The following is a 14,666-nucleotide window of genomic DNA, read 5'->3' as shown; positions in this document are numbered from 1 at the left end:
CTTTTATTTGAATCTCGGACAGGAGTCGTTGTCTGTCAGATAAAGATAGCTTTAGCAGTTCTGACTTGATTTCTGATATATCCATAATCTAAATGTATAAAAATAATACCTATTTTAAACTACAGCCTTATTCTTCTAAAAAAATTAAATAGAAACCGAAGTTATTTAGATTTCCGTTTCCACGGGAATGACAACTTCAACGGAAACCCCGAGGCAGAGCCTCGGAGAATTCTTTTCGATTAAAAGAAAATTACGTGATCCTTAATTGATTGATTCCAAAAATGGCCATAAAAAGAGGCTTTCTGAAAAGTGGTTAATCTTGTCATTCAGAGCAACGCGAAGAATCTTATTTCACTCATAATCAGAGTCATATATTTTAAAAAGATTCTTCATTCCATTCAGAATGACACTTTTCAGACAGCCTCTTATTTTTAAGGTACTTTAATAAATTATATATGCAATGCTCTATCGTCGGTAGCCGCCAAAGCCGCTTCTTTAATAGCTTCTGTAAAAGTAGGGTGTGCATGAGACATGCGTGATACATCTTCAGCAGATGCTCTATATTCCATAGCCACAACAGCTTCGGCAATCATGTCTGCGGCTCGTGCACCCACCATATGCACTCCTAAAATTTCATCTGTTGCTTTATCTGCAAGAATTTTTACAAACCCGTCTAAATCCATACTAGCTCTGCTTCTACCCAAAGCACGCATTGGGAATTGTCCTTTTTTATAGTCTACACCAGCTTCTTTAAGTTGCTCTTCTGTCTTACCAACTGCAGCAACCTCTGGCCATGTATAAACAACCCCTGGAATTAAATTATAATCAATATGTGGTTTTTGTCCTGCTAATGTTTCTGCAACAAAAACACCTTCTTCCTCAGCTTTATGTGCTAACATAGCTCCTTTTACAACATCTCCAATCGCATAAATATTAGACACACTTGTTTGTAAATGATCATTTACTTCAACTTGTCCTCTATCATTTAATTTTACCCCTGCAGCTTCAGCGTTTAAGCCATCCGTATAAGGACGACGCCCAACAGATACTAAGCAGTAGTCTCCCTTAAACTCTACTTCTGCTCCTTTTTTGTTATCTGCTTTTACAATAACTTCATCACCTACACGCTCAACAGATTTTACTTTGTGAGAGGCATTAATTTTGAATTTCTGTTTCTTTAAAACTTTATTAAGTTCTTTAGAGAGCCCTGCATCCATAGTCGGAATAATACGATCCATGTACTCTACAACAGAAACTTCTGCTCCTAATCTTTTATAAACTTGACCAAGTTCTAAACCAATAACACCACCACCAATAACAATTAAATGTTTTGGTATTTCCTTAAGTCTTAAAGCTTCTGTTGATGTTATAACACGCTCTTTGTCAATATTTATAAATGGTAAACTTGAAGGTTTACTTCCAGTTGCTATAATTGTGTTTTTTGCTTCTATTTCTGTAGTTTCTTCTCCAGAGATTGTGATATGAGTTGCGTCTTTAAAACTTCCTAAACCTTGATAAACATCAATATTATTTTTCTTCATTAAGAAATCAACACCACCAATAGTCTGATCAACAACAGCTTGTTTACGAGCAATCATTTTTTCTAAATTCACCTTAACATCTCCTGGTATTTCGATACCGTGCTCTTCGAAATGCTTTACAGCATCTTCATAATGATGTGAAGAATCTAAAAGTGCTTTACTTGGTATACAACCAACATTTAAACAAGTACCTCCAAGAGTAGAGTACTTTTCTATAATGGCAGTTTTCATTCCTAATTGTGCACAACGGATAGCTGCTACATATCCTCCAGGTCCTGAACCAATTATGGCTACATCGTATGAATTCATAAATATATTTTGATGTTTTTATTAAAAATTTGAAAAACAAAAATACTGAATGTTTTATGGGTAGACAATAAAAAAAGCGTGTTTAATAAAGTGGAATTCTTGTTTCTTTTACCCCTAAAGAAATTAAGTACTCTTTAACTTCTAAAGCCTCGTCTCCTCCTTTTTTGGCGTGATGTAGTAAAGTAAAACCATGAGGTCCTTTTGCGTTAATTAAGCTGGGAGAAAATTCAATCATAGGTCTTAAGATATCCATTTTACCAAATAGTGCTGCAGTAAAAACGTTAGCCTGAGCGCCTTTGTCTAAAAAGTATTGCACAACGTCTTTATTACCTACATGGCTTGCAGCCCCCAGCCCTGTTTCAAAATCACCTGCTCCCCAATCATGAGCTGCATTAAGAAGTGTTGGATGCTCTTCAAGTAGCTCTTTAACCATATCAAACTTATCATGGGAAACCCTTACAAATTCTTCAACTAATGCTTTGTTTAATTGAGGTTCTTTTTGTGATTTACTAAAAGAAAACAATGGTAATATTGGAATGATTAAAGAAGTCATTCCAACTGACTTAATAAATTGATGGCGATTCATAATTTGGTTGATTTTTCAATAAAACTATGAAGAAAAATTTAATAAACGAGAGTGTTTAACACGTTTTATATTAAAAACACATTCTACGAATCCATAACCTCATAAAATCATCTCTTTTCCTTAATATCATTTAATACCCATTCTAATTCTGAATCTCTTTTTAGGTTTCTATCGTTAACTGTTGGTAAAATTTCAATATCTGGTTTTACACCATAGCCATCTGGATTTTGTTTTTGTGGTGCTTCTACTTGCATCATACCCATCCTTATCTTTAGTTTGGTATTTGGCAATTCATATATTTTATAAATGCCCGCAACAGTACCATTATAGGCACCTCCCGTTTCTTCCCCTACAAAAGTAGCTCTCTTGGTTGCTTTTAAATGCGTTGAGATTAAAGAGGAAGCCGAAAATGAATTTCCATTAATCAATACATAAATGTGTCCAGCAAAATGTAAAGGCCTAGGGGTTCTAACCTTTGTTTGCCTAAATCTGTAATACAGCTTGCCATCTTGTTTTCTCGTTCTTATTAAATTCTGAACTATGATTATTGGGGATACAATACCTGACAATATTTTTAAACTATTTGGTGTTGTATTACTCATTAAAAATTTCAAAAATGGTACCCGACTATTTACCTCACTATCTTCTATAAATTTATATTTATCTTTGGTTAAATACGAATATAGATAATCAATTTCGGCGATTCTCCCTCCTCCATTATCTCTTAAATCTAAGATTAAATACTTTGTTTTTGCTGAATCTAATTTTGCAAAACTTTCCTTATAAAATTTTTTATAACTTCCATTAGTAAAACTTCTTAGTTTCATATAAGCCACATCTTTAGCTTTTTTCACAAAGCCAAAATTTCGTGTATATTCTTTATTCTTTTTTATAAAACCATGTTTTCTATTAAACTTCCGCTTCTTTTTAGAAGCCAGTCGATTTGCTTTTTTCTCTTCAGAAGTTAATTTTATACGCTTTTTAGTTTTGGTGGAGTCTTGCTTTTTAGGCTTTTCTTTCTTTTTTAATCTTCTAAACGTCTTAATAAATAAGGAGTCTTTCTTTTTAAAAGTAACCCTTAAACTATCTACAAACCCTTTATCCTTATAATAAAAATTAGAAAAATGCCGCCCTACGTACCTATTATGCAATGTAGTATTATAGCCGTCTGAAGAAAAACGTGTTTTATACAAATCTATTAAATCGGAAACCAAATCCTCTTCTATTTTGACCACTTCACTACCTACCATTGTAGAATCTTTTCCTCTGGTATTTTTAACCCATAGCTTGTTTTCTAAATATTCAAAATCCAAAGCATAAAACTCAAATTTCTTCTTAAGCAATTGCTTACGTTCTTTCTTTGTATACCACTTATTTGCAGAACTTAAAGAAATATGACCTTGTTTTACCTGAGATATTACTGGTGCTAACTTTTTGTAGAATTCCCTAGAGTTAATTGGTGTAATAATTGTGCGTTTCAAGCTATCAAACTTAAAATCCAAAACTTCTTTGGAAGTATATTGATATAATTTGGGATGATGTCTTTTTAATTGACTATATACTTTATCTATATCTTCGTGCAAATCAATAACATCATGCAATTTCGTGATTTGTTCATTATGATTTTTGAGACTCCTACAAGAGATCAAAATAAAAAAAACGAAAAGTAATAAAACTGCCTTTCTCATATACTAAATTGAATTCCTCTTGCTAAAGTAATTGTATTTACTTAAAAGTATAATCAATTAATAATTCTTTAACGCCCTATTTAATTTTTCGATAGTGTCACACATAAATAACTTCATAAAATTATGTAGTTTTGTGCTCCATGCAAAAAACCATTAACATACAAAACAAAAAAGCGCGCTTTCAGTATGAGATATTAGACAAGTATACTGCGGGAATTGTGCTAACTGGAACAGAAATAAAATCCATACGTAGTAGCCGAGCTTCCATAGCTGAAAGTTTTTGTGAGTTTAATGAGCAAGGAGAACTTTTTGTTATCAATATGACCATTGAAGAATATGCTTTTGGTAATTATTACAATCATCGTCCCAAAGCAGAAAGAAAACTATTGCTAAACAAACGAGAGCTAAAAAAACTATTAAAAGAGGTTCAAAATACTGGGCTCACTATTGTTCCTTTACGATTATTTATAAACGAAAAAGGATACGCTAAAATGGACATTGCTTTAGCAAAAGGTAAAAAACTATATGATAAAAGAGAAACTATTAAGGATCGGGACAATAAACGTGATTTGGATAGGATCAAGAAAAACTTCAAATAATTTTCCGGATTTTACTGAAACCAGTTAAGCATGGCTGTTTGTGTACCAGCGTTGATGCACTCATCGATAAAAGAGCCTTAAATTTAAGAAAGCATTAACGATTAAAAGCCAACAAATGCTTTACTTTGTTAATCAAAATAAGATTTACCATATTTTAAGATGAAAAAAACGATATCCATTATACTATTGTGTATTGTAACATTATCTGTAACATCACAAGAAAAAAAAGAAGCAGCAAAAGACTATTCTGAAAAAGTAAAAACACTAGATAGTACTGTAAAAACATTATATGCTGTTATTTCGGGAGAAAGAGGCGCAAAGAGAGATTGGGAGCTATTTAAATTTTTATTTAAACCTGGAGCCAAATTAATCCCTTCCGGAAAGAACAAAGAAGGTGAGATTAAAGTACGCTATATGTCTCCTGATGATTATGTTAAAAGTTCAGGAAAATGGCTTGTTGAACATGGTTTTTTTGAAAAAGAAATACACAGAGAAGTCAATACTTTTGGTAATATTACCCAAGTATTTAGCACCTATGAAGCTTTTTATAGCAAAGATGATATCAAGCCATTTATGAGAGGTATCAATAGTATTCAACTTTTAAATGATGGTAAACGCTGGTGGGTTATCAATATTTTCTGGACTCAGGAAACTAATGAAAATAAGATTCCTGAAAATTATCTTCCAAACGAATAAATCTCAATTAAAAAATATGAATTCCTCTCTAAGACTAAAGTCTATACTATTAACAGGCACCTTATTTATTACAGGTGTTTTTTCAAGTTTAGGACAAAAAGCAAAAACGACACCTGTCTTTAAAGATGGCGAAGCTCAAGTAGTAGAAGCATTTAATGACCCTAGCAAATGGATTAGACATGATTTGTGGGTAGAAACAACGTTTGATACCGATGGCGATGGTAAACCAGATCGTATGCATGTTGCTGTTACCAGACCAGAACAAACTGAAAGTGAAGGATTAAAACTTCCTATTATTTATATTTCCAGTCCTTATTTTGCTGGTGTTGCGCCAGATGTAGATGGCCTTTTTTGGGATGTAAAACATGAACTTGGGGAATCTGCTAAAGAACGTGTTCATGCAGAAGTAACCCGAATGGGGAAACGTCCAATTATCTCTAATTCTCATATACGAAAATGGGTTCCTAGAGGTTATATTGTGGTTCACTCTTCTTCTCCTGGTACTGGACTTTCACAAGGGGCTCCAACTATTGGAGGCAAGAATGAATCTTTAGCTCCAAAAGCTGTTATTGATTGGCTTTGCGGACGTATAAAAGGTTATAAAACTATTGATGGAAATGAACTTGTTACAGCCTATTGGTCTTCTGGAAAAGTTGGTATGACAGGAACATCCTATAATGGCACATTACCTGTAGCAGCGGCTACAACGGGTGTAGATGGCTTAGAAGCTATAATTCCTATTGCACCTGTAACCTCTTTTTACAACTATTACAGATCTAATGGTTTAGTAAGATCTCCTGGCGGGTATTTAGGAGAAGATGTTGATGTTCTTTATGATTTTATCCATAGCGGTGCAGAAGCTAATCGCCCGTACAATAATAAAACTGTTAGAGATACCGAAATGAAAAATGGTATGGATAGAATTACTGGGGATTATAATGATTTCTGGGAAACACGTAATTTAATGGATAATGCCCAGAATATGAAGGCAGCTTTATTGATGTCTCATGGTTTTAATGATTGGAACGTGATGACTGAGCACAGCTACGGCTTATATACCAAAGCTAAAGAAATGGGGCTTCCAACTCAAATATTTTATCATCAAAACGGGCATGGCGGCCCACCTCCTATTAAATTGATGAATCGCTGGTTTACACGTTATTTGCATGGTGTTGAAAACGGTGTTGAAAATGATGCGAAAGCCTGGATAGTTCGTGAGGATGACGAAATAGACGAACCTACAGCTTATAAAGACTACCCAAACCCAGAAGCATCCAATGTGAAGCTTTACCTAACTTCTGGAGCTCCTAAAACCGGTGGATTGAGTACATTTAAAGTGAAAAAGCAAGGACATGAAATCTTGGTTGATGATTATTCGTTTTCTGGTAAAGACCTGGCAACAGTAGAAAATTCTAAGCATCGTTTACTTTACGTAACTCCTAAATTAAATAAAGATATTCATATTTCTGGAGTACCTAAAGTAACCGTAAAACTAGCGAGTAATAAACCAGCTACCAACTTATCTATTTGGTTAGTATCACTTCCCTGGAATGAGCAAGAAGGCACTGCAATTACAGAAAATATCATTACACGCGGTTGGGCAGATCCTCAAAACTATAAATCATTAACCGAAAGCAGCCCCTTAAAACCCAGAAAATTTTATGAAGTTTCTTTTAATTTAATGCCTGATGATCAAATTATTAAAGCAGGGCAACAAATTGGTTTGATGATTTTTTCTAGTGATAAAGAGTTTACTTTACACCCAAAAGCCGGAACCGAACTGACTGTGGATTTGGATGGTACTAGTTTGTCCTTGCCTGTTGTTGGTGGGGTTGATAGGGTTAATAGGGCTTTGGAAAATTAAAATTTTATTGAAAAATGAAGATTTTCCCAACTACAAAAAGGAACTTTATATTAATTGGAGACCTAATTGAAACATTAAATCGGTTAAACAGAAGAACCGAAAAATCTGAAAATTTGACTTCTCAATACACTGATAAATCGTTTCGAGGGAAAATAAATGGAAATAAATTTAAAACAATATCATCTTTGTCATTCAGAGCGCAGCGAAGAATCTTATAAATTAAGCGTAAAAATTTCAAGAGATTCTTCATTTCATTCAGAATGACATTTTTTGATAGCCTCTTCTTTTTCTCAATTAATTCTTATCCTCCAACAAAGGCACAAAACGGAACTCGCCAAATTCTTCTTGCGAAAACTCTTTTTGTCCTTTTCTGGTAAACATGGTCATGGTTTGCACATCATCGCCTACAGGAATAACCAGCCTACCACCCATTTTTAATTGACTCAACAAAGGTTTTGGTACAAAAGGTGCCCCTGCAGTAACAATAATACTCTCAAAAGGTGCTTCATCAACTAACCCCTTATAACCATCACCGAAAATAAGTTTCTTTGCACGATATCCTAATTTTGGTAAAAACTTGCTCGTCTTTTTAAATAGTTCTTGCTGACGTTCAATACTAAAAACCTTGGCGCCTAATTCACACAAAACTGCCGTTTGATACCCGCTTCCTGTGCCAATTTCTAAAATCTTATCGCCTTTTTTAACTTGTAACAATTCACTTTGAAATGCTACGGTATAAGGTTGCGAAATAGTTTGATCTGCTGCAATGGGAAACGCTTTATCTTGGTATGCATGGTCTAAAAAACCAGAATCCATAAACAAATGCCTTGGTATTTTGCCTATAGCGTTTAAAACATTTGCATCTGTTATTCCTTTGGCCTTTAAAACATTAACCAATTGTTGGCGTAAGCCTTTGTGTTTAAAAGTATCTTTCAATGTTGGGTTGGTTTATTAATGCTAAAATTAGTTAAACATTTTCAAGATGAAAACAAAATATGCAAAATTTATTTCAGACATCAAATAAGCAAAAAATAAGCTGTAAATAATCAAATTCATGTTCTAAATATCTTATTTTTGTGGAAAATGTAAAAACTATGCTCAAAGTTGGTGTACTAGGTGCAGGACACTTAGGAAAAATTCATTTAAGACTCCTTAATCAATCAAAAAAATATAATCTCGTAGGTTTTTATGATGCCGATGCAACAAACGGTAATAACGTAGAAATTGAGTTTGGTTATAAATTCTTTAATTCCATAGAAGCTCTTATTGATGCTGTTGATGTGGTAGATATAGTCACACCAACACTTTCGCATTACGATTGTGCAAAACAAGCCATTGCAAAAGGCAGGCATATATTCATTGAAAAACCGATTACCAACACCGTAGAAGAAGCAGAACATATTAGAGAGTTACTGTCTGAGTATAACCTTAGAGGGCAAGTAGGACATGTAGAGCGCTTTAATCCTGCTTTTATTGCCGTAAAAGAAGACATTAAATCACCTATGTTTATTGAATCACATCGTTTGGCAGAATTTAACCCAAGAGGGACCGATGTGCCAGTAGTACTAGATTTGATGATTCATGATATTGATATTATTTTAAGTCTTGTAAATTCAAAAGTTAAAAATGTTACAGCTAGTGGTGTTTCAGTAATTAGTGATACACCAGATATTGCAAATGCACGAATTGAATTTGAAAACGGCTGTGTCGCCAACCTAACGGCAAGTAGGATATCTTTAAAGAAAATGCGTAAAGCACGTTTTTTCCAAAAAGACGCTTATATTTCTGTAGATTTCTTAGAGAAGAAATGTGAAGTTGTTAAAATGAAAGATGCTCCAGAACAACCTGGAGATTTTGATATGATACTTCAAAATGCCGAAGGTGTAAAAAAGCAGATTTATTTTGATAATCCAGAGATATCAGAAAACAATGCGATTCTAGATGAATTAGAAACGTTTGCCGACGCTATAAATAATAATACTTCCCCTATTGTAACGCTTCACGACGGTACAGAAGCACTAAGAGTAGCAACTCAAATAATAAATTGTTTTTAAAAATATTTATATGAAAAACATTGCAGTTATAGGAGCCGGTACTATGGGTAATGGTATCGCTCACACTTTTGCACAAAGTGGCTTTACAGTAAAACTTATCGATATAAGCGAAGCTTCACTAGAAAAAGGCTTGGCTACCATTACCAAAAATTTGGACAGAATGGTCGCTAAAGAAAAAATTTCTGAAGCAGATAAGACTAAAACGTTAGCAAATATTACAACGTTCACAAGTATTCCTGAAGGGGTTACTTCTGCGGATTTAGTTGTTGAAGCTGCTACTGAAAATGTAGACTTAAAACTTAAAATATTCAAACAATTAGACGACGTTTGTCCAAACGATACCATTCTGGCTACCAATACGTCTTCCATATCAATTACACAAATAGCCGCAGTAACATCCAGACCGGATAAGGTTATAGGTATGCATTTTATGAACCCTGTGCCTATTATGAAATTAGTTGAAATTATTCGTGGTTATAACACGAGTGACGTGGTGACTAAAAATATCATGGCTATGTCTAAGACTTTAGGTAAAGTTCCTGTAGAAGTTAACGACTATCCTGGCTTTGTAGCAAATCGTATTTTAATGCCCATGATTAACGAATCTATAGAAACACTTTATAATGGTGTTGCTGGTGTGAATGAAATTGATACCGTTATGAAATTAGGTATGGCACACCCTATGGGGCCTCTGCAATTAGCAGATTTTATAGGATTGGATGTTTGTCTATCTATACTTCATGTGATGTACGATGGATTTAAAAACCCAAAATACGCGCCTTGCCCATTATTAGTAAATATGGTTAGAGCAGGTAAATTAGGTGTAAAATCTGGAGAAGGCTTTTATGATTATTCGGAAAGTAGAAAAGCGGAGCATGTGGCTAAGCAGTTTTTTAGGTAGTGTTCAGTGATCAGTGTTCAGTAAACAGTGTTCAGTAAACAGTGTTCAGTGTTCAGTTGGCAGTAGTTAGCTGATAGTAATCAGTAATTATTAAATTAATTTTTAGGTAATGAAGTTTCAAGATTTATTGGCTTATAGAAAATCATTTGATTTAGCAATGAAAATTTTTCATTTATCAAAACACTTTCCTAAAGAAGAAACTTATTCTCTTACAGATCAAATTAGAAGGTCTTCAAGAAGTGTATCCGCCAATATTTCGGAAGCGTATCGAAAAAGATTATATCCTAGACACTTTATAAGTAAATTAACTGATAGTGACGCAGAAAACTCAGAAACTCAAACGTGGTTAGAGTTTTCGTTACATTGCGAATACATTTCCAAAGAAACCTTTAATTAACTCATGAGTGATAGCAATGAGGTAGGAAAAATAATCAACTATATGATTCAAAACCCTGGAAAGTTCGGTTGCAAATAAAACCTAAATAGTGGTCAGTAGGCAGTAAACACTGGTTACTGAACACTGAACACTGAAATATGGCAAAAATACTACCATTTAAAGCAGTCAGACCAACACGAGACAAAGTCAGTCTGGTTGCCGCCCGTTCATACCAAACATATACGTTAGCAGAACGTGAATCGAGAATGGGTTACAATCCATTTTCTTTTTTACATATTATAAACCCAGGCTATAAATATCATAAGGATATTTCCGGAAAAGAAAGATATGACCTAGTTAGAAATCGCTATTTAGAATTTAAAGAAGATGCTATTTTTATTCAAGATAAAAAACCTAACTATTATATATATAAAATTGTAAATAGAGAAGGCCATGTTTTTTCAGGAATTGTTGCTGCTGCAAGTTCCGAAGATTATGAAAAAGATATCATCAAAAAGCATGAAGATACTATTGAATATAGAGAAAACGTATTTAAAGATTATTTAAAAACAGTAGGTTTTAATGCAGAACCAGTACTTCTAACCTACCCAGATAACGCCCTTATTTCCAATATTATTTCAGATGTACAAAAAAATAGAGCAGAATTTGAATTTACAACTACGTATAGAGATACTCATTATTTATGGAATCTTGACAATCCTGAATTAGTTGCTCGTATTCGAAATGAATTTGAAAAAATTAACACCATATACATTGCAGATGGCCATCATAGGTCTGCTTCTTCATATCTACTTTCTCAAGATCTAAAATCTGAAAATAAGACCCATACAGGAAACGAACCGTATAATTATTTTATGAGCTATTTAATTCCTGAATCGGACTTAAGAATTCACGAATTTAATAGGCTTGTTAAAGATTTAAATGGGTTATCTAAAGAAACATTTTTGATACAACTCGATAGGATGTATCGTATTGAAAATAAAGGCAGTGAATTATATAAGCCAAGTGGCAAACACCACTTTAGTATGTATCTTGATGGTGACTTTTATTCTTTATATTTAAGAAAAAGTAATTATAAATTTAGTAACGCCTTAGAAGCTTTAGATACTCATATTCTATACAAAACCATTTTAGAACCTATCTTGGGTATTAAAGATGTGCGTAACGATACTCGTATTGATTACTCACATGGTAAGAACGATTTAGTTAATATTAAAAATAAAGTAGATAATGGTGAGTTTGAAGTAGGTTTTGGCTTAGTACCCATTAATGTCAAAGAAATGAAAGCCATTGCTGATGCTGGTTTAACCATGCCACCTAAAAGCACTTTTATAGAACCTAAATTACGAAGTGGTGTTACTATTTATGAATTTTAAAAGTATTAATATAAAATACCTACCTTTTATCAAATAATTTTTAATGAACGCAACAGAAATTATCCTACTAAATTTTTCTGAGATTAGAAGGCGAAGCATAAAACTTTGGCAAGGTATTCCAGAAGAACATTTACATTGGAACCCAGATAATCAAGCCTTTACAATAATAGAGATGATAAGACATGTACTGGAAGGAGAGCATTTATTTCATATGATCATAAAGAATAGAGGCAACTTGGGAGATTATAAATCACCTTGGGAAGATCTGCCATACAAAAGTATAAACGATGAGCTTCAGTTTGCAGAAACTTACCGAAACGATTTCATTAATATGATTAAAAATTTCGATTCATTACATTTAGAACAAATTAGAATTGAACGTAGTGAAGTTGGACAAAGTAAAACACTTGGCGATTACTTAAACCGTATCGCCTATCACGAATCTGTACATACAGGGCAAATGTTAAGCTACTTAAGAACTATTAATATTGAAAGACCCCTCATTTGGGATTAATTTTATTTAATAATGAGTATAAAACAAAACCTTCAAAACATAAAAGCATCATTGCCAGATCATGTAGCACTTGTTGCTGTTTCAAAAACGAAGCCTGTAAGTGACCTAATGGAAGCTTATCATGCTGGGCAACGTATTTTTGGAGAAAACAAGATTCAGGAAATGGTAGAAAAACATGAAACCATGCCTAAAGATATTGAATGGCACATGATTGGTCACGTTCAAAGTAATAAGGTAAAATATATGGCATCATTTGTGCACTTAATTCATGGTGTAGATAATTTTAAACTTTTAAAAGAAATAAATAAACAAGCTTTAAAGCATGATAGAGTGATAGATTGTTTGCTTCAAATAAAGATAGCTTCAGAAGATTCAAAATTTGGAATGACACCAAATGAAGCTTCAGAAATTATAAAATCAGAAATGTTTTCAGAATTAAAAAACATTAAGATCGTAGGACTTATGGGAATGGCTACATTTACTAATGATGAAAATTGGGTAAAAAAAGAATTTAATTACTTAAAAGATACTTTTGAAAATTTAAAACTAACAAGTGCCGACAATTATCAATTAAATACCATAAGTATGGGTATGAGTGGGGACTATCAATTAGCAATTAATTGTGGTAGTACGATGGTTAGAATTGGAAGTAGTATATTTGGTGAACGAAATTATTCAATTTAACGTCATATTGAGCAGAGTCGAAATATCTTAAAAAAAGATGCTTTGCCTGGTTCAGAATGACAGCTTAACAACAAATAAATAGCAGCATACAATTTACGCAATATTAGACATAGAAACTACTGGAGGTAAGTATAATGAAGAAGGCATTACAGAAATTGCGATCTATAAATATGATGGTCATGAAGTAGTCGATCAATTTATAAGTCTGGTTAATCCAGAACGCGAGATACAACCCTTTGTAGTAAATCTAACTGGTATAAACAGCAATATGCTACGCCATGCACCAAAATTTTATGAGGTTGCCAAACGTATTGTAGAAATCACAGATGATTGTATTTTGGTAGCTCACAACGCTCAATTTGATTATCGAATTTTAAAAACAGAGTTTAGCCGCTTAGGATTCGATTTTGAAAGAAAATCACTTTGCACTGTTGAGCTCTCAAAAAATTTAATTCCCGACCAACCTTCATACAGTTTAGGTAAGTTAGTTAGGTCTCTTGGTATTCCTGTAACAGACAGACACCGCGCTTCTGGCGATGCTTTAGCAACAGTAAAGCTATTTAAAATACTCTTAGATAAAGACAGTACTAAAAGCATTATTCAACAATCTATACGATTAAATCCGAAACATCAGCTCGAACCAAGACATATAGATATTATTAAAGATTTACCTGCTATTACTGGTGTTTACTACATTCATAAAGCTAACGGAGATATTATATATATTGGAAAAAGCAACAATATAAAAAAGCGTATCAATCAGCATTTTACAAGTACAAACCAAAAATCAAAAAAAATACAAGCTCAAGTTACCGCTGTTACTTATGAAGCTACAGGTAGTGAACTAGTCGCACTCTTAAAAGAAAGTGAAGAAATAAAACGTGTTAAACCTATATTTAACAGAGCATTGCGCCGAACCAGCTTTACACATGCCTTATATAGTTTTAAAGATGAAAATGATTATATAAATTTAAAAATCGATATTGCTGATGGGCGGAAAAAACCAATTACGACTTTTAGTAATAAACAAAGTGGCAAGAGTTTTATGAATAAGGCCATTGAGGAATATAAATTATGTCAAAAACTAACAGGTATTTATAAAACAAATACAAGCTGTTTTAACTATGATATAAAAACATGCGAAGGTGCTTGCATTCAAAAAGAACCTATAGAAACTTATAATAAAAGAGTAGAATTATTATTGTCTAAAAACAGTTTTTCCAACAAAAACATGGTTATCATTGATAAAGGTCGTGATATTGATGAACACAGTGCCATACTAATTGAAAATGGTGTGTTTAAAGGATTGGGCTTTTTTAATCTTAACTATCAAATCAATAATATTGAGGTTTTAGAATCTATTATCACTCCCATGAATAATAATCGTGACACACAACATATTATTCAAAATTACCTCCGTAAAAATAAAAAAGTAAAACAAATTATATTTGATTAAG

At 33.1% G+C, this 14,666-nt stretch carries 13 protein-coding genes and 1 pseudogene; 10 read left to right on the top strand and 4 right to left on the bottom strand.

Annotated features, from left to right (window positions below; translation table 11 throughout):
• Positions 1-449: 449 nt before the first annotated feature.
• The 3 genes from lpdA to EM932_RS18125 all read right to left on the bottom strand — a co-directional run bounded on the left by lpdA (position 450) and on the right by EM932_RS18125 (position 4,037).
• Positions 450-1,850, bottom strand: a complete 1,401-nt coding sequence (gene lpdA, locus EM932_RS18135; RefSeq protein WP_135878622.1) for a dihydrolipoyl dehydrogenase — start codon at positions 1,848-1,850, stop codon at positions 450-452.
• A gap of 82 nt (positions 1,851-1,932) precedes the next feature.
• Entirely contained in the window at positions 1,933-2,436 is a 504-nt protein-coding gene (locus tag EM932_RS18130; RefSeq protein ID WP_211344320.1) for a hypothetical protein, read from the bottom strand.
• A gap of 107 nt (positions 2,437-2,543) precedes the next feature.
• Positions 2,544-4,037, bottom strand: coding sequence for a S41 family peptidase (locus EM932_RS18125; protein ID WP_246041140.1), 1,494 nt, complete (start codon positions 4,035-4,037; stop codon positions 2,544-2,546).
• Between the two features lie 227 nt (positions 4,038-4,264).
• Between EM932_RS18125 and smpB the strand changes: the two genes are divergently transcribed.
• The 3 genes from smpB to EM932_RS18110 all read left to right on the top strand — a co-directional run bounded on the left by smpB (position 4,265) and on the right by EM932_RS18110 (position 7,283).
• On the top strand, positions 4,265-4,723 hold the full coding sequence (gene smpB / locus EM932_RS18120) for an SsrA-binding protein SmpB (RefSeq protein ID WP_135878620.1): 459 nt from the start codon (positions 4,265-4,267) through the stop codon (positions 4,721-4,723).
• A 159-nt stretch (positions 4,724-4,882) separates the two neighbouring features.
• Entirely contained in the window at positions 4,883-5,419 is a 537-nt protein-coding gene (locus EM932_RS18115; protein ID WP_135878619.1) for a hypothetical protein, read from the top strand.
• 16 nt (positions 5,420-5,435) lie between these two features.
• The gene (locus tag EM932_RS18110) at positions 5,436-7,283 is read left to right on the top strand and encodes a Xaa-Pro dipeptidyl-peptidase (protein WP_135878618.1); all 1,848 of its coding nucleotides are present in this window, start codon (positions 5,436-5,438) and stop codon (positions 7,281-7,283) included.
• 294 nt (positions 7,284-7,577) lie between these two features.
• On the opposite strand, the gene EM932_RS18105 is transcribed toward EM932_RS18110, so the two are convergent.
• The gene (locus EM932_RS18105) at positions 7,578-8,219 is read right to left on the bottom strand and encodes a protein-L-isoaspartate(D-aspartate) O-methyltransferase (RefSeq protein WP_135878617.1); all 642 of its coding nucleotides are present in this window, start codon (positions 8,217-8,219) and stop codon (positions 7,578-7,580) included.
• Between the two features lie 158 nt (positions 8,220-8,377).
• On the opposite strand from EM932_RS18105, the gene EM932_RS18100 reads away from it, so the two are divergent.
• The 7 genes and pseudogenes from EM932_RS18100 to EM932_RS18070 all read left to right on the top strand — a co-directional run bounded on the left by EM932_RS18100 (position 8,378) and on the right by EM932_RS18070 (position 14,665).
• Complete coding sequence (locus tag EM932_RS18100) at positions 8,378-9,337, top strand: Gfo/Idh/MocA family protein (protein ID WP_135878624.1); 960 nt, start codon at positions 8,378-8,380, stop codon at positions 9,335-9,337.
• A 10-nt stretch (positions 9,338-9,347) separates the two neighbouring features.
• Positions 9,348-10,238, top strand: coding sequence for a 3-hydroxybutyryl-CoA dehydrogenase (locus tag EM932_RS18095; RefSeq protein WP_135878616.1), 891 nt, complete (start codon positions 9,348-9,350; stop codon positions 10,236-10,238).
• Between the two features lie 109 nt (positions 10,239-10,347).
• A pseudogene (locus tag EM932_RS18090) lies at positions 10,348-10,713 on the top strand (four helix bundle protein).
• Between the two features lie 59 nt (positions 10,714-10,772).
• The gene (locus EM932_RS18085; protein ID WP_135878615.1) at positions 10,773-12,011 is read left to right on the top strand and encodes a DUF1015 domain-containing protein; all 1,239 of its coding nucleotides are present in this window, start codon (positions 10,773-10,775) and stop codon (positions 12,009-12,011) included.
• Between the two features lie 43 nt (positions 12,012-12,054).
• The gene (locus EM932_RS18080) at positions 12,055-12,525 is read left to right on the top strand and encodes a DinB family protein (protein ID WP_135878614.1); all 471 of its coding nucleotides are present in this window, start codon (positions 12,055-12,057) and stop codon (positions 12,523-12,525) included.
• A 12-nt stretch (positions 12,526-12,537) separates the two neighbouring features.
• Positions 12,538-13,209 (top strand): YggS family pyridoxal phosphate-dependent enzyme, encoded by a 672-nt coding sequence (locus EM932_RS18075; RefSeq protein WP_135878613.1) that lies wholly within the window; start codon positions 12,538-12,540, stop codon positions 13,207-13,209.
• 91 nt (positions 13,210-13,300) lie between these two features.
• Positions 13,301-14,665: an exonuclease domain-containing protein gene (locus EM932_RS18070; RefSeq protein ID WP_135878612.1), complete on the top strand. Its 1,365-nt coding sequence runs from the start codon at positions 13,301-13,303 to the stop codon at positions 14,663-14,665.
• The last annotated feature ends 1 nt before the right edge of the window (position 14,666 follow it).

Origin of the sequence: Flavivirga rizhaonensis (assembly GCF_004791695.1) — a bacterium.
In the GTDB taxonomy this organism is placed as follows: Bacteria; Bacteroidota; Bacteroidia; order Flavobacteriales; family Flavobacteriaceae; genus Flavivirga; species Flavivirga rizhaonensis.
Note: the sequence above shows the minus strand (reverse complement) of the source record. Positions and strands in the feature narration are given on the sequence as shown.